Source organism: Bradyrhizobium sp. SZCCHNR1002, from assembly GCF_032381435.1.
Lineage (GTDB): Bacteria > Pseudomonadota > Alphaproteobacteria > Rhizobiales > Xanthobacteraceae > Bradyrhizobium > Bradyrhizobium aeschynomenes.
The window spans coordinates 1,315,012-1,332,233 of the sequence record NZ_JAUHIS010000001.1; the positions used below are offsets into that span (position 1 = coordinate 1,315,012).

Sequence of the window (17,222 nt, forward strand, 5' to 3'; positions counted from 1 at the left end):
CATCTCTCAGGCATGCAGGCCGTGCTCCACCTCGACGGTGACATGGCTCAGCCCGTGCAGGTCCCTCAGCCGCTGCTTGTACATCGCCGGCGCCAGCGGGGCATGGGAGACGATCGACACGACGACGGCCCGATGGCCGGGCCCGACCTGCCAGAGATGCAGGTCGGTGACGCGGTCGCCGCCCGCTTCCAGCCGCGCCCGGATCGTGGCCTCCAGCCGCCGGTCGGCATTGGCGTCGAGCAGCACCGCACCGGCGTCGCGGATCAGGCCGTAGGCCCAGCTGGCAATGACGGCGCTGCCGACGAGGCCGACCGCGGCGTCCGCCCAGCTCCAGCCGAGAACCTTGCCGATCAGAAGCGCGCCGATGGCGAGCAGCGAGGTCGCGGCGTCCGCCAGCACGTGCAGATAGGCTGCGCGCAGATTGTTGTCGTGGTGACCATGACCATGACCATGATCATGGTGATGATGATGGCCATGGTGGTGATCGCGCTCGCCGTGATCATCGTGGTGATCATCGCCGTGGTGGCGGCCATGATGGTGGTGCTGGTGGGAGTCCGCCAGCAGCCAGGCGCTGACGAGATTGACCAGAAGACCGAGGACCGCAACCGCGATCGCCTCGCCATAGGCGATCGGCTCCGGGTTGAGCAGCCGGACGCCGCTCTCATAGGCGACCTGGATCGCAATGATCAGCAATATGAGCGCGCTCGAGAACGCCGCGAGCTCGCCGAACTTGCCGGTGCCGAAAGTGAAGGACGGGTTGCGGGCGTGACGGCGGGCAAACAGATAGGCGAGGCCGGCAATCCCGAGCGCGGCCGCATGCGTGCCCATGTGCCAGCCATCGGCGAGGAGCGCCATCGACCCGAACAGCGAGCCGGCGGCGATCTCGCCGGCCATCATCACCAGGGTCAGGCCGACGACGAACCATGTCCGGCGCTCGTTGCGCTCGTGCCCGGCGCCGAGGAAGACGTGATCATGCGCCCAATGGTCCGCTTGCGATGACATCGGCCGTTCTCCTCGCTTCACCCGCATCCGCCTCGGCGCGCCCCGCGGGGCGCGATATGCACGTTACCACAGAGCGAAGCGAGCGCCCTGCAGCATGATTGACAGGACCAACCGGTTCCGCTGTAATGCTCCGCATGGGGACTTCGCGATCTCCCCACGAGGCGACATGCCCAAGCATCGCGTCCCGCCATTCCGGCACGAGGACGCATCATGTCATCCTTCGCATCGATTTCTCCTGACAGGCTCAGCCGATTGATCGGAACCCCGGATCGCCCGGTGCTGATCGACGTTCGCACCGCTGATGATTTTTCCGCAGATCCGCGGCTGGTGCCCGGCTCCATCCGGCGCTGCGCCGAGGGCGCTCCGCAATGGAGCCAGGACTTCACCGGCCGTGCCGTGATCGTCATCTGCCAGCGCGGCGCCAAGCTCTCGCACGGGGCCGCCGCATGGCTGCGCGTCGCCGGCGCGCCGGCCGAGTCGCTGGAGGGCGGCTTCGAGGCGTGGAAGGCCGCGGGTCTGCCGCTGGTCCCCGTCGACAAGCTGCCGCAGCAGCACGACCCGGCAGAACGCACGGTCTGGGTGACCCGCGCCCGGCCGAAGATCGACCGCATTGCCTGCCCCTGGCTGATCCGCCGCTTCGTCGACCCGCAGGCCGTGTTTCTCTACGTCGCGCCCTCCGAAGTCACCGCGGTGGCGGAGCGCTTCAAGGCCATGCCATTCGACATCGAGAACACGTTCTGGAGTCATCGCGGCGAGCTCTGCACCTTCGACGTCATGGTCGAGGAGTTCGGCTTGACCACGCCGGCCCTGCAGCGGCTGGCCACCATCGTGCGCGCCGCCGACACCGCACGTCTCGATCTCAGTCCCGAAGCGCCGGGCTTGCTCGCTGCCTCGCTGGGGCTGTCGCGCATCCATGATGACGATCTCACCCAGCTCGAGGCTGGCCTCGGGCTCTACGACGCCTTCTATCGTTGGTGCCGCGACGCGACCAGCGAGACGCACAACTGGCCGACCAACAAGGTGAAGCCATGACAGACATGGTCTCATCGCCGAGCCCCACCGCGGCTGATGCCACCCATGGCGTCAGCTTGACCGAGGCGTTCCGGGTCTGGCTGCGCGTCGCTCTGCTGTCGTTCGGCGGTCCGGCCGGCCAGATCGCCGTGATGCACAGGATCATCGTCGACGAGAAGCGCTGGGTGAGCGAGAGCCGCTTCCTCCACGCCCTCAACTATTGCATGCTGCTGCCCGGCCCCGAAGCACAGCAGCTCGCGACCTATATCGGCTGGCTGATGCATCGGACCGCGGGCGGCCTCATGGCCGGCGGGCTGTTCATCCTGCCAGGCATCATCGCGATCATGGCCTTGAGCTGGATCTATGCCGCATTCGGCCACGTCTGGTTCGTCGAGGCGCTGTTCTTCGGGCTGAAGGCGGCCGTGCTCGCGATCGTGATCCAGGCGGTGGTGCGCGTCGGTAGCCGGGCGCTGCGCAACAATGTCATGATCGGCATCGCCGCCGTGGCGTTCATCGCGATCTTCTTCTTCGCGGTGCCGTTTCCGCTGATCATCATCGCCGCCGGCGTGATCGGCTATCTCGGTGCACGCGCTGGACGCTCCGAGTTCGCTGCAGCCGGACACGGAGCCGGCTCCAACGGCGATGGCGACAGCGCGCTCGGCGAGATCCTGCCCGAGCATGCCAAGCCGAATGCGCGGCGCACGATCATCACGGCGCTGGTCTGGCTCGCGCTGTGGCTCGTGCCGGTCGCGGCACTGCTGGTGGCGCTCGGCCCTGCCAATACGTTCAGCCAGATCGCGCTGTTCTTCAGCAAGATGGCGATGGTGACGTTCGGCGGCGCCTATGCGGTGCTCGCCTATGTCGGGCAGCAGGCGGTCGAGCACTACCATTGGCTCGCCCCTGCCGAGATGCTGGATGGGCTGGGCATGGCCGAGACCACGCCAGGGCCGCTGATCATGGTGCTGCAATTCGTCGGCTTCATCGCCGCCGCGCGCGATCCCGGATCGCTGTCGCCGCTGATCGCCGGCACGCTGGGCGGCCTGCTGGCCACCTGGGTGACGTTCGCGCCGTGCTTCCTGTGGATCTTCGTCGGCGCGCCGTATATCGAGCGGCTGCGCGGCAACAAAGGGCTCTCGGGGGCGCTCGGTGCGATCACCGCGGCCGTCGTCGGCGTGATCCTCAACCTGTCGATCTGGTTTGCGCTGCATACGCTGTTTCGCCAGACCGTGGCCGTCGGCGGCTTCGGCCTCGATTTCGATGCGCCGGTGCTCTCGAGCGTCGACGGCGGCGCACTCATCCTCTCGCTCGCTGCGGCTGTCGGCGTGCTCCGCCTCAAGCTCGGCATGCTCTCGGTGCTCGCCGCCGCATGTGCCGCCGGAGTGCTGCTCAGACTGGCGGGGTGGAGCTGACGCATCGCCGGCTCACACCACGTCGGCCGGGGCCAGCTTACAGGCGCAGCCGTCGGTCTCGATCTGCAGCGTCGGATGCTGGATGTTGAAGCGGTGGGACAGCCCGGCGCAGACACGATGCAGGAATGCATCGTCGGTGCCGCCGGGGCACACCAGGTGCGCGGTCAGTGCGGTCTCGTTGGTGCTCATGGCCCAGATGTGGAGATCGTGCACCTCGCTGACGCCGTCGAGCGAGGCGAGATAGTCGCGCACCTCCGGCAGCGCGATGTCGCGCGGCACGGCATCGAGTGCGAGATTGACGCTGTCACGGGCGAGCTCCCAGCCGCTCAGCAGCACGACCAGCGCGATGACCAGGCTGACGACGGGATCGACCCATAGCCAGCCGGTCCAGATTGTGATCAACGCCGCGACGACGACGCCGAACGACACGGCGGCATCGGCCGCCATGTGCAGGTAGGCGCCGCGGATGTTGAGGTCAGTGTCGCGGCCGCGCATGAACAGCAGCGCGGTCGCGCCATTGATGACGATGCCGAGGGCCGCGACCGACAGCACGGTGACGCCCGCGACCTCGCCCGGATGACGCAGGCGATCGAACGCTTCGACGACGATGCCGCCGACCACCAGCAGCAAGAGGCCGGCATTGATCAGCGCCGCCAGGATCGAGGCGCGGCGATAACCGTAGGTGTGGCGGTCGGTCGGCCGGCGTCCCGCCAACCACAGCGCGCCCCAGGCCAGGAGCAGCGACATCACGTCGGAGAGATTGTGGATCGCGTCGGAGATCAGCGCCAGCGAGTTGGCGGCGTAGCCGAACACGAGCTCGGCGATGACGAAGGCGGTGTTGAGCGAGACGCCGATCGCGAAGGCCGCGCCGAAGCTGGTGGGGGCGTGGCTATGGCCGGCATGGCCGTGGGAGTGGGAATGCGCGTGATCGTGGGAGTGATCGTGGTCGTCGTGATGGGAATGCGACTGCGCCATACGACCTAATACCCGCTGCTGATGACCGCTCTCGATGTCGTCCCGGCGAACGCCGGGACCCATAACCACCGGCGGAGATTGGTTGGCACGCGCGTGGTTCCAGCCTGCCCCATCCCGCGTCCTGTGGTTATGGGTCCCGGGTCGGCGCCCCACGCGCTGCGCGCGCGGGGCTTGCCCGGGACGACGACCTTATTTGTTGGTCCGGCTGATGCCTCTTCCAACAATCGTGCGAAGTCAAAACTTGAAGCATCGCACGCCTGCCCGCCTCACTCGATCGGCCGGTTGAACTTGTTCGACTTCGGCAAGCCCTGCGCGATGCGGCCGGCGTCGGCGCGGTTGCCGCGGTAGTCGGCCAGTTCCTTCCAGCTCAGGCCCTGGTCGCGGCCGGCGGAGTCCTTCCAGGCGAGGCCCTGCTTCTGCTCGAAGGTCGTGACGTCGGACAGCTGCGCGCTGGTGTATTTCTGCAGCCGCACGCCGCGGCCGCGCGCCATCTCCGGCACCTGGTCGAGGCCGAACACCACCATCTTGTGGTTGGTGCCGATCACCGCGACCTGATCGCCGGTGACCGTGCAGATCGCGCGCGCCTCGGCGGGGGCCGTCACGTTCAGCACCTGCTTGCCCTTGCGGGTGTTGCTGACGCAATCCTCTTCCTTGACGACGAAGCCCTGACCGTCCGAGGCGGCAATCAGGAACTTGCGCTCGCCCTTGGTGACGAACATCGAGACGATCGAGGCGTCCTGGTCGAGGTCGATGAACATGCGGATCGGCTCGCCATGGCCGCGGCCGCCCGGCAGCTTGCCGACGTCGAGCGAGTAGAACTTGCCGTTGGTCGCGAACAGCAGCACTTTGGAGGTGTTCTCGGCGAAGAACCATTGGCCGAGCTGGTCGTCGGTCTTGAACTGCAGGTTCGACAGATCAGCGACGTGGCCCTTGAGCGTGCGCACCCAGCCCTTGTCGGAGACGACCACCGTGACCGGCTCGCGCTCGATGAAGGCCTCCTCGATCGCCGCGAGATCATGCTCGGGCGCGTCGGCGAAATTGGTGCGGCGCTTGCCGAGCGGGGTCTTCGGCCCGAACAGGTCGCGCACGGTCTTGACCTGCTCGCCGACCTTGGCCCACTGCAGCTGCTCGGATCCGAGCAGCTCGTTGATACCCTTCAGCTCGCCGCGCAGGTTCTTGTCCTCGGTGCGGATCTCCATTTCCTCGAGCTTGCGCAGAGAGCGCAGGCGCATGTTGAGGATGGCCTCGGCCTGCACCTCGGTGAGCTTGAAGGTCTTCATCAGGACCGGCTTCGGCTCATCCTCGGTGCGAATGATCCGGATCACCTCGTCGATGTTGAGATAGGCGATCAGATAGCCGCCGAGGATCTCCAGCCGGTTCTCGATCTGCTTCTTGCGATAGTTCGAGCGCCGCAGCAGCACGTCGCGCAGATGATCGAGCCATTCGCGCAGGCACTCGGCGAGCCCCACCACCTTCGGGATCTTGCCCTTGACCAGCACGTTGAGGTTCAGCGGAATCTTGCTCTCGAGATCGGTGAGCCGGAACAGCGATTCCATCATCAGCGCGGGATCGACGTTCTTCGACTTCGGCTCGATGACCAGCCGCACGTCCTCGGCGGATTCATCGCGGACATCGCCGACCAGCGGCAGCTTCTTCTCGTTGAGCAGCTCGGCGATCTTTTCGACCAGCCGCGACTTCTGCACCAGATACGGAATCTCGGTGATGACCACCACCCAGGTGCCGCGGTTGCCCTCTTCCTGCTTCCACTTGGCGCGGACGCGGAACGAGCCGCGACCGGTGGTGTAGGCCTCGATGATCTGCTCCTTCGAGTCGATCACGGTGCCGCCGGTCGGGAAGTCCGGGCCCTTCACCCAGCGCAGCAGCGCGCGCGACTTGGCGTCGGGCTTCTCGATCAGATGCAGCGCGGCGTCGCACAGTTCGGCGGCGTTGTGCGGCGGGATCGAGGTCGCCATGCCCACGGCGATGCCCTGCGCACCGTTGGCCAGCAGGTTCGGGAAGCCGCCGGGCAGCACCACCGGCTCCTTGGACTGGCCGTCATAGTTCGGCCGGAACTCGACGCCGTCCTCGTCGATGCCTTCGAGCAGCAGCCGCGCGACATCGGTCATGCGCGCTTCGGTGTAGCGATAGGCGGCGGCGTTATCGCCATCGATGTTGCCGAAATTGCCCTGGCCGTCGACCAGCGGATAACGCGAGGAGAAATCCTGCGCGAGGCGCACCATCGCGTCGTAGATCGCCTGGTCGCCATGCGGATGGAACGAGCCCATCACGTCGCCGACGATCTTGGCGGACTTCTTGAACGCCGTGCCGGGATCGAGCCGCAGCAGCCGCATGCCGTAGAGGATGCGCCGGTGGACCGGCTTGAGGCCGTCACGCGCGTCGGGCAGGGCGCGATGCATGATGGTCGAGAGCGCGTAAGCGAGATAGCGCTCCTCCAGCGCCTCGCGCAGTGCGACCTCATGGATCTCCGCCGGCTCCGGCGGAATCAGTGATTTTCCCATTAGCGTTGCGCTTTCAGTGGGTTAGCCCAAAGGCTTGAGCTGACGTGAACGATTTGGGAACACGCTTTATGCGATGACGCGGCGCGGCGCAATGACGGGGCGGCCGGGTTCCGCGGGGAATGAGCCGTATCCAGCGGCGAACCGGAGCGGTTGTTGCACATCTCCGACATGCCCCCTCCATTGGAACGCTCCCTAGAGGACGCGACCATACCGTTAGGCGCCTCTCGGCATTCGGTCGCCGCTTAGCCGACGCCATCTCCCCTTGCTCGTCATGGCCGGGCCCGGGCATGACGAGTTCTGGGCGACTGTTGCGCATCATCGCTTCATCACGTGCGTACAGACATACGGCTGCCTTCTCGCGGCACGTTCGGCGCCCGAGCTATCAAATCAAACCGCCCTCCAGTCGAAGGGCGCAGGGAAGGCCGGACCTCGACTGAGGTCCGTGGCCCGCCTGCGAGAAAGAATGCAGGCGGCAGGTACCACGGGTCAGCCGGACGACCCGGCCTTCCCTGCGCGATGGGTTGACGATTTATACGCAGTCTCCCTGGTGTCCGGGCTTGTAGCCACCATCGCCCGCGGGATGCACGAGGCATCGACCACGAACTTGACGCCAGCATCGGGGCGCCAGGACGCTGCGACTTCACCGTCCTGCCGGACTCGTTCGTCCGCGCGCAACCGACGCGCTGCGAGCCAGCAGGCCACCGCATCCCCACCTCGCGTGTCGTGACGATCGCGCGCAACGCCCCTCCGAGTGAGGCGGGATGGCCGGAAACATCGGCCTGATTTGCCCGACGACACAAGCCGGGACAGCTGCGGCAGATTGGCTCGACGGGCAGTTTGCGCATGGGAGATGCGCTTTTCTGCATCTCCGAAACCGCCCCACGCCGGAACCGCCCTGCCCTACGGCGCGTTACCGAGCATCAAGTCATCGCTTATCCCAGCGTAACGCGTGATCGATTGTCAGCCGAAGCCCTTGCTGCGGACAGCCTCATATGAAGGACTTTTCAGACGCTGCCTTTTCTCCTGACGTGATTGCGCTGATGACGCAGGCACTGGACGGTGCGATCGCGGCCCTGCCCGAGCCGGTCAGTTCGACCCATGTCACCCTGCTCGCCGAATGCGTGCTGCGCGCCGCCAAGACCGGCGAACGCGATCCCGCCGTGATGCAACGGCTGGCGCTGCTCGAACTGCAGATCATGCCGCGCGTGTAGGACGGACTTCCTTACTATCAGCCCCACTCCGTCATTCCGGGGCAAGGCCGCAGGCCTTGAACCCGGAATCTCGAACTTGTCTGGCGGCCATCATCTGCGGATTCCGGGTTCAATCGTCAACGCGCGGACGCGCGTTGTCGATTGCCGCGGAACGACCGCGAGAAGCGGCCAAGCCGCGCCGCGGCCAGGACGCCTCGCAACACCGCAGGTGTCGTTGTGCCCTGCGCCTGCTTTATTCGTCATTGACAAATCCATTCGCCATTGCCTAACGTCCAGCCATCGCCGCCGATAGAGCGGACAAACCGGGGAGGATCTTCATGCGACGGCAGCTGCTCGCCTGCGCGTTTCTGGCAACGACGTCATTCATCGCGACCAACGCTGTCGCTCAGGTCTCCGACGACGTGGTCCGCATCGGCGTGCTGACCGACCTTTCCAGCTGGGGCCGCGACAACAGCGGACCGGGCTCGGTGGAAGCCGCGAAGATGGCGGTGGAGGAGTTCGGCCCCACCGTGCTCGGCAAGCCGATCGAGATCATCAGCGCCGATCACCAGATGAAGGCCGATGTCGGCACCACGGTCGCCCGCGACTGGTTCGACAACGGCAAGGTCGACGCCGTGGTCGACATTCCCAATTCCGGCATCGCGATCGCCGTGCACAACATGGTGCGCGAGCGCAACAAGATCGCGCTGCTGTCCGGCCCCGGCGCGAGCTCGCTGACCGACGAGCTGTGCAGCCCCAACACCGTGCACTTCACCTACGACACCTATGCGCTGTCCAAGGTGACGACCTCGGCGGTGATCGGCCAGGGCGGCAAGACCTGGTACTTCATCACCGCGGACTACGCGTTCGGCCAGCAGCTGGAGAAGGACGCCACGCGCTTCATCAAGGAGCTCGGCGGCACCATTCTCGGCGGCGTCAAGCACCCGACCAACACCGCCGACTTCTCCTCGTTTGCCTTGCAGGCGCAGAGCTCGAAGGCCGACGTCGTCGCCTTCGCCAATGCCGGCCAGGACACCGACAACGCCATCAAGCAGTCAGGCGAGTTCGGCCTGGTCAAGGGCGGCCAGAAGCTGGTCGGCCTGTTGATGTTCGACACCGACGTGCACGCGATCGGGCTCGAGGCCGCGCAGGGCACCTACATGACGACGGCGTCGTACTGGGCCATGAACGACGCCACCCGCGCCTGGTCGAAGAAGTTCTTCGCCCGCGCCAAGGTGATGCCGACGATGATCCAGACCGGCGTCTACGGCTCGGTGCTGCACTATCTCAAGGCGATCAAGGCGGCCGGGACCGACGATCCGAAGGCTGTCATGGCGAAGATGCGCGAGCTGCCGATCGAGGATACGTTCGTGCACGGCGGTCGCTTGCGCGAAGACGGCCGCGTCATCCGCGACATGTATCTCGCCCGCGTCAAGACACCGTCGGAATCGAAGGAGCCGTGGGACTATCTGGAGATCGTCAAGACCGTGAAGGGCGAGGATGCGTTCCGGCCGGTCGCCGAATCCAAGTGCCCGCTATTGAAGAAGTAGGAGCGCAGGTATGACCGGAGCTGAACCCAGGAACGGCGACACCTATGATTGCGACGTGCTGGTGGTCGGCTCCGGCTGCGCCGGGCTGTCGGCGGCGGTCACCGCCGCCCATGCCGGGCTGAAGGTCGTCGTCACCGAGAAGGAGCCGCGCTTCGGCGGCACCACGGCGCGATCCGGCGGCTGGCTGTGGATTCCCGGCACCTCGCTGGCCAAGGCCTGGGGCATCGACGAGCCGCCGGAGCTGGCGCGCACCTATCTGCGCCACGAGGCCGGCAACAGCTTTGATGCGGCGCGGGTGGACGCGTTCCTGACCAAGGGCCCGGAGGCGGTCGACTTCTTCACAAGCAAGACCGCTCTGAAGTTCGACATGCCGCTGACCTTCCCGGACTATCATGCGGAGGCGCCGGGCGGCACGCAGGGCGGCCGCTCGATGGTGACACGGCCGTTCGACGGGCGCGAGCTGGGCGACCACATCAAGGATCTCGGCCAGCCCCTGCCCGAGCTCACGGTGTTCGGCATGATGCTCGGCTCCGGCAAGGAGATCATCCACTTCATGCGGGCGACCAAGTCGCTGACCTCGGCATTCTACGTCGCCAGGCGGCTGTCGAAGCATGCGATGGACGTGCTGCGCCATGGCCGCGGCATGACGCTGACCAACGGCAATGCGCTGGCGGGGCGGCTGGCGAAATCGGCCTTCGATCTCGGCATTCCCCTGTGGCTGTCGTCGCCGGTGGCCGAGCTGATACGCGACGGCGAGGCCGTGCGCGGCGCCGTGGTGACGCGGCAGGACAAGCGCGTCCGGGTCAACGCGAGGCTCGGCGTGGTGCTGGCCTGCGGCGGATTTCCGCATGATGTCGAACGACGCAAGGCGATGTTTCCGCATGCGCCGACTGGCCAGGAGCATTTTTCGCCTGGTCCTGTCGGCAACACCGGAGACGGCTTGCGGCTCGCGGAAGCCGTCGGCGGCCGTGTCGAGGACGGGCTGCCGCATGCGGCGGCCTGGGTGCCGGTCTCCGTCACCACCCGCAAGGACGGCAGCAAGGGCGTGATGCCGCACTTCATCGACCGCGCCAAGCCGGGCGTGATCGCGGTGACCGCAGACGGCGTGCGGTTCGCCAACGAAGGCAATTCCTACCACGATTTCGTGCAGGCGATGGTCAAGGCGGCCAAGCCGGGACGCGAGATCGCGGCCTTCCTGATCACCGATCATCGCAGCCTGCGCCGCTACGGCCTCGGCTGCGTGCCGCCGTTCCCGATGCCGCTCGGCCATCATCTCAGCAGCGGCTACCTCAAGCGCGGCGCGACGTTCGCCGAGCTCGCGCGCGTCACCGGCATCGATGCGATGTCGCTGGAGGCCACCGTCGCCGCGTTCAACGCCGATGCGGCGCTCGGCCAGGATCCGACGTTCGGCAAGGGATCGCGCGCCTACAACCGCTACCAGGGCGATGCGCTGCATGGGCCGAACCCGTGCGTGGCGCCGATCAAGGACGGGCCGTTCTACGCGATCAAGATGGTGATCGGCGATCTCGGCACCTATGCCGGCATCCGCACCGACGAGCATGCCCGCGCGCTCGATGCGCAGGGGCAGCCGATCGAGGGGCTGTATGCGGCCGGCAACGACATGGCGAGCATCATGGGCGGCAACTATCCGGGCGCCGGCATCACGCTGGGACCGGCGCTGACCTTCGGCTACATTGCCGGCCGGCATCTCGCCGAACGCGCCAAGCAGAGGAGCGCCGCATGAGCGACCATCAGATGTTGGCCGGCAAGCTCGCGCTGGTCACGGGCGCGGCACATGGCAATGGCCGCGCGATTGCGCTCGGACTCGCAGGCCGCGGCGCCGATGTCGTCATCACCGATATCGACCTGGAGGGTGCCGAGACCTGCGCGGCTGAGATCCGCGGCCACGGCCGCAAGGCGTGGGCGCATCGGCTCGATGTCACCGATGCCGCCGGCTGCAAGGCGCTGGCGGCGCAGTTGCGCGCCGAGGTCGGCGCCATCTCCATCCTCGTCAACAATGCCGGCATCATCATCCGCGAGAACATCGACTCGCCCCGCGCCGCCGAGAACTGGCAGCGCGTGCTCGACGTCAATCTCAACGGCGTGTTCAACGTCACCTATGCGTTTCTAGCCGCGTTGCGCGAGACGCGCGGCACGATCGTCAACATCGCCTCCGTCGCCTCCTTCATCGGCATCAGCAATACGCTCGGCTATTCGCCGTCCAAGGGCGGCGTGAAGTCGCTGACCCAGGCGCTGGCGCGCGAGCTCGCCGCCGACGGCATCCGCGTTAACGCAATCGCGCCCGGCGTGATCGCGACCGCGATGACGGAATCCACCCGCAACGATCCGCAGCGGCTGGCCGGCTTCATGAGCCGCACCCCGCTCGGCCGCGTCGGCCAGCCGGAGGAGCTGGTAGGGCCCGTCGCGTTCCTGGTCTCCGACATGGCGTCCTACGTCAACGGCGTGACCTTGCCGGTCGACGGCGGCTTCCTGGCGGTGTAGGCAGCGGCCGAACCAGGGACATCACAGCATGGGCAGAGAGAGCCGCGGCATCCAGTCGATCGAGGTCGGCGGCACCCTGCTGCAGGCGCTGGCGCGGAGCGGCGAGCCGATGATGCTGCGCGACCTCGCGCGCGAGGCCGGGCTGCCGCCGGCCAAGGCACATCCCTATCTCGTCAGCTTCTCGCGCATCGGCCTGATCGAGCAGGACGCGGCCACCGGCCGCTACGAGATCGGCCCGCTCGCGCTCGAGCTCGGCCTGATCAGCCTGCGGCGGCTGTCGGCGGTGCGGATCGCCACGCCGAAGATCGCAGCGCTCGCGAGCGCGATCGACCACGCGGTGTCGCTCGCGGTGTGGGGCACCAACGGCCCCACCGTGGTGCGGCTGGAGGAGCCGAGCCACGCCGTGCACATCGTGATGCGCGTCGGCTCGATCATGGCGCTGCTGGAGACCGCGACAGGGCGCGCCTTTGCCGCGTTCCTGCCGCCGAAGACGATCAAGGCCGCGCTCGACGCGGGTCTCGACCATCTCGGCGTCGGCTACAATCCGAAACGCGCGCCGAAGAGCCCGAAGGTCGCGGAGATGCTGGCCGAGGTACGCGCACAGGGCCTCGCCCGCGCCGTCGGCGATCCCCTGCCCGGCGTCAACGCCTTCGCTGCGCCGGTGTTCGATCACGCCGGCCATGTCGCACTGGTCATCACCGCGATGGGCCCGGCCGGCACCTTCGATGCCGGCTGGCAGTCGCCGCTCGCCAACCGCCTGCGCGCCTGCGCGGCCGAGATCTCCACGCAGCTCGGCCACGGCACGGTGCAGACCTGAGGCTTACGCGGCGGCCGACTGCTTCTCGGGCCACGGCTCGGCCCAGGCCGGCAGCCGCATCAGACTGTCGAGCCAGCGCACGATGTTCGGAAATGCCTCGAACGGCATCTCTGCCTCGCGCCAGTCGGTCGCCATCGAAGCCGCTGCGAAATCGGCGATCGTCAGCCGGTCGCACGCGATGTGGCTGTGCGAGCGCAGATGCGCGTCGAGCACGGATGCGAAGCTCTTCAGCGGCGCGACCTTGTCGATCAGCGAGTCGCGGTTCGGCGCGCCGAGGCCGAAATTCTTGCGCACGATGTGCTCGAAGTAGAACGGTGCAACGGCCGGGTTCCAATGGCTGTCGGTCCAGGCCAGCCAGCGCAACACCTCGACCTGCTCCCGCGGATGGCGCGCGGGCCACATGTCGCAGCTCTCGCGGATGCAGAGATGCGCCATGATGGCGGTGGACTCCCACAGCACGGTGTCACCGTCGACCAGCACAGGCGCCTTCATGTTGGGATTGAGCGAGGCGAACTCCGAGGTCTTCAGGCCACGCGTGATATCGATGAACTCGGCGGGAACGCCGAGATGCTTGACCAGCGCCAGCACGCGGCGCGGGGCCTGGGCCTTGATCCAGTAGATCTTCATGACGGGGTCTCCTTGGCTGATGCCTTGAAGACGAACGCGCGGGGAGCGGATCGACAGGGGCTCGCGAAAAAATCGTGATGACGCACATTGTCTCACCGTCGTCATTCCGGGGCGCGCGTAGCGCGAGCCCGGAATCCATAAACCACGACTGAGGAGCCGAGATAAACGCCCACGGCCATCTCGCCCGAGCAACGACGGCCTGTGGGTATGGATTCCGGGCTCGCCCTGCGGGCGCCCCGGAATGACGTGTGGAGAGATCAAGCCGCTCACGAGCGACGCGCCTGTCTTGCGGAACATCGCCCGGCGTCGCCGCGCTCCTCACATCGCTCGCACGGCAGCCCTTGCTGTGAGAATGCAGCCCGGCAGAAATGTTCCTTCCAGCGAGCGTTTGCCCGAGGCGCCGCCGCCGCCGAAGCCGGCCGCTTCGCCGACGGCGTAGAGGCCGCCGATCGGCGCGCCCGCCCCGTCGAGCACGCGGCTGTGCAGATCGGTCTTGAGGCCGCCGAGGCTCTTGCGGGTGATGAGTTGCATGTGGATGGCGATGTACGGCCCTGCTCCAGGCGCCTGCAGCGGCGCGGGCTTGCAGGTGCGGAGCTTGTCCGGGCCCCATTGTCGCGCGTGCAGGATGCGGCGGATCTGATCGTCGTTGTGGAGCTTGTCGCCATTGGCGAAGTTGGCATCGAAGGCGTCGGCGGTGGCCTGGAGCACTTCTGGCTTCACGTCATCAGTTCCGGTCAGCGCGTTCATCTTCGCGGCGAGACCTGCCAGCGTCTCGTCGACCAGGAAATGCCGGCTTTCCCGTTGCATCTGCCGGACCAGGCGGTGATTGCCGAACAGCGTCTCCTTGAGGAACATCGGCATCTGCCGCTCGCGGATGCGCAGATTGTGCTCGGCGCCGGAGATCGCGAACTCCTTGGCGGCGATGCGCCAGTTCAGCAGGTGCCACGTATACGGTTTCTCTTGCGCCGCAACGCGCTGGCAGAGGTCATGCGTATCGAAGCCGGTGACCAGCGGCGCCGGGCCGATGCGCTCGCCGCGATGGTTGAGCCATAGCGCCGATTTGCACGGCACCAGCGACAAGCCATGGCCGTCGAAATGCGGAAACGGATGCGGGATGCCGGCAGCGTAGTTCCACATCTCGCCGGCGTGGCTGATCTCGGCACCGAGCATCTCGGCCGCATGGTGATGCAGCTTGCCGTCCGCGAACGGATGCGCGCCGTTGAGCATCGATGCCGGCAGCGGCCGTCCCCTCGGCCAGTTGGCCCGCGCCTCCGCGTGGCTGCCATTGATGCCGCCCATCGCGAGCACCGTCAGCGGCGCGGCGATGCGGATCTCGGCGCCGGTTTCCTCGTTCACGGCCACGACGCCCGACACCGCGCCTCCGGCGCGGTCGAGACTGACGACACGATGCCGATGCAGCACCGTCAGCTTGCCGCCGTTGTCAGCCGCGCGCATCGCGTCGATCATCACACGCGTGAGCCGCTGCGAGGTACCCCAGACGATGTGATAGCGTGGCAGCGCATTGCCGTCGCCGTTGAGGCCGCGCTCGACCCAGTTCACGGCGGGCATGAACGTCACGCCCTGCGACGAAAGCCAGTCGTAGACCTCGCTGCGGGAATGCTCGACGTAATAGCGTGCCCATTGCAGCGGCCAGTGCTCCGTTCCGTCGAGCTCGCCGAACCTGATCCAGTCGCGCAGCGCGATCTCGGGCGTGTCCGGGATCTTCATCCTTGCCTGCAAGGGCGTGCCGACCAGCGCCATGCCGCCGAACGCCCATAGCGCCAGCCCGCCGAAGCGCTCGGGCGTGTCGCGATCGACGATCACGACGGATTTGCCGGCGCGCAACGCGTCGAGCGCGGTGACGATGCCGGCGAGGCCGCCGCCGGCGATGACGACATCGGCTTGCAGCATCGCGCTCATCTCACGGCGCCAACTTGCGCTTGAGCATGCGTGCCATCGGCAGCGGCATGCGGTCGAGCGATCCCAACAGATGCGGCAACAGCTTCAGCTTGAGCCCGCTCAGCGCCGGCGGCACCATGGCCTCGATCAGATGCGGACCCGGACGTTCCAGCGCGCCCTTCAGGGCGGAGGTGAATTCATCGGGCGTGCTGACGCGGGTCGCGCGCACGCCGAGGCCGTCGGCGATCTGCGCGAGCTTCAGCACGGGACCATGCAGGTCGAGCTGCGCCCTCGCCTTCGGTCCGATCTCCTCGGCGCCGACGCGCTCGAGCTCGACGTTGAGCACCGAGTAGGAGGCGTTGTTGAAGATGATGGCGGTGACGTTGAGCCGCTCGCGCGCGATCGTCCACAGCGACTGGATCGTATACATCGAGCTGCCGTCGCCGATCAGCGCAATGACAGGCCGGTCCGGACAGGCGATCGCAGCGCCGATCGCATTCGGCAGCCCCTGCCCGATGGCGCCGCCGGTCAAGGTGATCAGATCGTGCCGCGGCGCACCGGCCGTGAATTTCGGCAGCATCAGGCCAGAGCTGATCGCCTCGTCGACGATGATCGCCTTCTCCGGCAGCAGGTGGCCAACCGCCTTGCAGACCTTCTCCGCCGTGAGCTTCTTGCCGCGCGGGCGTCCGGGCCGCCATGGCGCCGACAGCGCCGGCGTGGCGCCCTGTGCACCGAGGGCCTTGGCGAGCCGGGCCAGACTGCATTCGGCGGCCTGCGCCGGCGTCGACAAAGTCATGACCTTGCAGCCGTCATGCGGGAGATAGCTCGGCTTGCCCGGATAGGCGAAGAACGACACCGGCGCCTTGGCGTCGACCAGGATCAGCGTATCGATCTCCTTGAGCTGAACCTGCGCCATCTCGGCCAGATAGGCGATGCGCTCGACCTGCGGCAGGCCGGCGCCGCGCTCCATGCGCGTCGGAAACGTCTCTGCGAGGACCTTCACTCCGCAGGCCGCGGCAATGCGCGCGGCCCACAGCAGCGACTCCTCGTGCAGCGCCGTGCCGCCGAGCAGAAGCGCGCTGCGGCCGCCCGTCTTGATGGCGTCGGCGACGGCCTGCACGGTCGCGTCGTCGGCCGCCGGCGGCGGCTCGATCACCGGCGCCGGCTCGGGCACACCGCCCTCGCCCCAGGACACGTCGGCAGGCAGGATCAAGGTCGCGACCTGGCCCGGCCAGGAGCACGCCGCCTTCACGGCTGCGACCGCGTCGCGGCACAGCTCGGATGTCACCTGAGAGGTCCAGACGAAATTCGGCGAGACGTTGCGCGCCACGGTCTCGATGTCCGACTGCAGCTGCGCGTCGTAGGGAACATGATAGGTGGCGTGGTCGCCGACGATGTTGACCACGGGCACCTTGCCCTTGCGCGCATTGTGCAGGTTGGCGAGGCCGTTGCCGAGCCCGCAGCCGAGATGCAGCAGCGTGGCTGCGGGCATGCCGGTCATGCGGGCGTAGCCGTCCGCCGCCCCCGTCGCAACGCCTTCGAACAGGCAGAGCACCGCGCGCATCTCCGGCGCGGTATCCAGCGCCGCAACGAAATGCATCTCAGAGGTGCCGGGATTGGTGAAGCAGACCCGAATGCCGGAATTGACCAGGGTCCGTATCAGAGCTTGCGCGCCATTGGGCATGAAAAGCCTCTTATAGGGCGACGCCTTGTCTCGAGCG

13 protein-coding genes are annotated in these 17,222 nt (G+C 67.1%); 7 read left to right on the forward strand and 6 right to left on the reverse strand.

Annotated elements, in window-relative coordinates; genetic code table 11:
• Nucleotides 1-6 precede the first annotated feature (6 nt).
• A complete protein-coding gene (gene dmeF / locus QX108_RS05895) occupies nt 7-1,002 on the reverse strand; it encodes a CDF family Co(II)/Ni(II) efflux transporter DmeF (RefSeq protein WP_315780491.1) in 996 nt (331 codons plus the stop codon).
• Between the two features lie 210 nt (nt 1,003-1,212).
• On the opposite strand from dmeF, the gene QX108_RS05900 reads away from it, so the two are divergent.
• Nucleotides 1,213-2,034, forward strand: coding sequence for a sulfurtransferase/chromate resistance protein (locus tag QX108_RS05900; RefSeq protein ID WP_315780489.1), 822 nt, complete (start codon nt 1,213-1,215; stop codon nt 2,032-2,034).
• Nucleotides 2,031-3,422 carry a chromate efflux transporter gene (gene chrA, locus QX108_RS05905; protein WP_315780487.1) on the forward strand — a complete coding sequence of 464 codons (1,392 nt, stop codon included), beginning with the start codon at nt 2,031-2,033 and terminating at the stop codon, nt 3,420-3,422. The genes QX108_RS05900 and chrA overlap by 4 nt, the downstream gene beginning before the upstream one ends.
• Before the next feature lie 12 nt (nt 3,423-3,434).
• Here the strand turns inward: chrA and QX108_RS05910 are convergent, their stop codons facing one another.
• Together QX108_RS05910 and parC are read right to left on the reverse strand one after the other, a co-directional pair.
• A complete protein-coding gene (locus QX108_RS05910; protein WP_315780485.1) occupies nt 3,435-4,397 on the reverse strand; it encodes a cation diffusion facilitator family transporter in 963 nt (320 codons plus the stop codon).
• A gap of 266 nt (nt 4,398-4,663) precedes the next feature.
• Entirely contained in the window at nt 4,664-6,916 is a 2,253-nt protein-coding gene (parC, locus tag QX108_RS05915; RefSeq protein WP_315780483.1) for a DNA topoisomerase IV subunit A, read from the reverse strand.
• A gap of 992 nt (nt 6,917-7,908) precedes the next feature.
• On the opposite strand from parC, the gene QX108_RS05920 reads away from it, so the two are divergent.
• The 5 genes from QX108_RS05920 (at nt 7,909) to QX108_RS05940 (ending at nt 12,975) form a co-directional block, all read left to right on the forward strand.
• Nucleotides 7,909-8,127 carry a hypothetical protein gene (locus QX108_RS05920; RefSeq protein ID WP_172114050.1) on the forward strand — a complete coding sequence of 73 codons (219 nt, stop codon included), beginning with the start codon at nt 7,909-7,911 and terminating at the stop codon, nt 8,125-8,127.
• Nucleotides 8,128-8,444: 317 nt separating this feature from the next.
• Entirely contained in the window at nt 8,445-9,656 is a 1,212-nt protein-coding gene (locus QX108_RS05925; RefSeq protein WP_315780481.1) for an ABC transporter substrate-binding protein, read from the forward strand.
• Between the two features lie 10 nt (nt 9,657-9,666).
• Complete coding sequence (locus QX108_RS05930; protein WP_315780479.1) at nt 9,667-11,400, forward strand: FAD-dependent oxidoreductase; 1,734 nt, start codon at nt 9,667-9,669, stop codon at nt 11,398-11,400.
• Complete coding sequence (locus QX108_RS05935) at nt 11,397-12,158, forward strand: glucose 1-dehydrogenase (RefSeq protein WP_315780477.1); 762 nt, start codon at nt 11,397-11,399, stop codon at nt 12,156-12,158. Before QX108_RS05930 ends, QX108_RS05935 begins: the two co-directional genes overlap by 4 nt.
• Nucleotides 12,159-12,186: 28 nt before the next feature.
• Nucleotides 12,187-12,975, forward strand: coding sequence for an IclR family transcriptional regulator (locus QX108_RS05940; protein WP_315780475.1), 789 nt, complete (start codon nt 12,187-12,189; stop codon nt 12,973-12,975).
• A 3-nt stretch (nt 12,976-12,978) separates the two neighbouring features.
• Here QX108_RS05940 and QX108_RS05945 read toward each other — a convergent pair whose 3' ends face one another.
• The 3 genes from QX108_RS05945 to QX108_RS05955 all read right to left on the reverse strand — a co-directional run bounded on the left by QX108_RS05945 (nt 12,979) and on the right by QX108_RS05955 (nt 17,185).
• Nucleotides 12,979-13,602 carry a glutathione S-transferase family protein gene (locus QX108_RS05945; protein WP_315720526.1) on the reverse strand — a complete coding sequence of 208 codons (624 nt, stop codon included), beginning with the start codon at nt 13,600-13,602 and terminating at the stop codon, nt 12,979-12,981.
• A 318-nt stretch (nt 13,603-13,920) separates the two neighbouring features.
• Nucleotides 13,921-15,522 (reverse strand): FAD-binding protein, encoded by a 1,602-nt coding sequence (locus QX108_RS05950; RefSeq protein ID WP_315780473.1) that lies wholly within the window; start codon nt 15,520-15,522, stop codon nt 13,921-13,923.
• A gap of 1 nt (nt 15,523) precedes the next feature.
• Entirely contained in the window at nt 15,524-17,185 is a 1,662-nt protein-coding gene (locus QX108_RS05955) for an acetolactate synthase large subunit (protein WP_315720528.1), read from the reverse strand.
• Nucleotides 17,186-17,222: the final 37 nt, after the last annotated feature.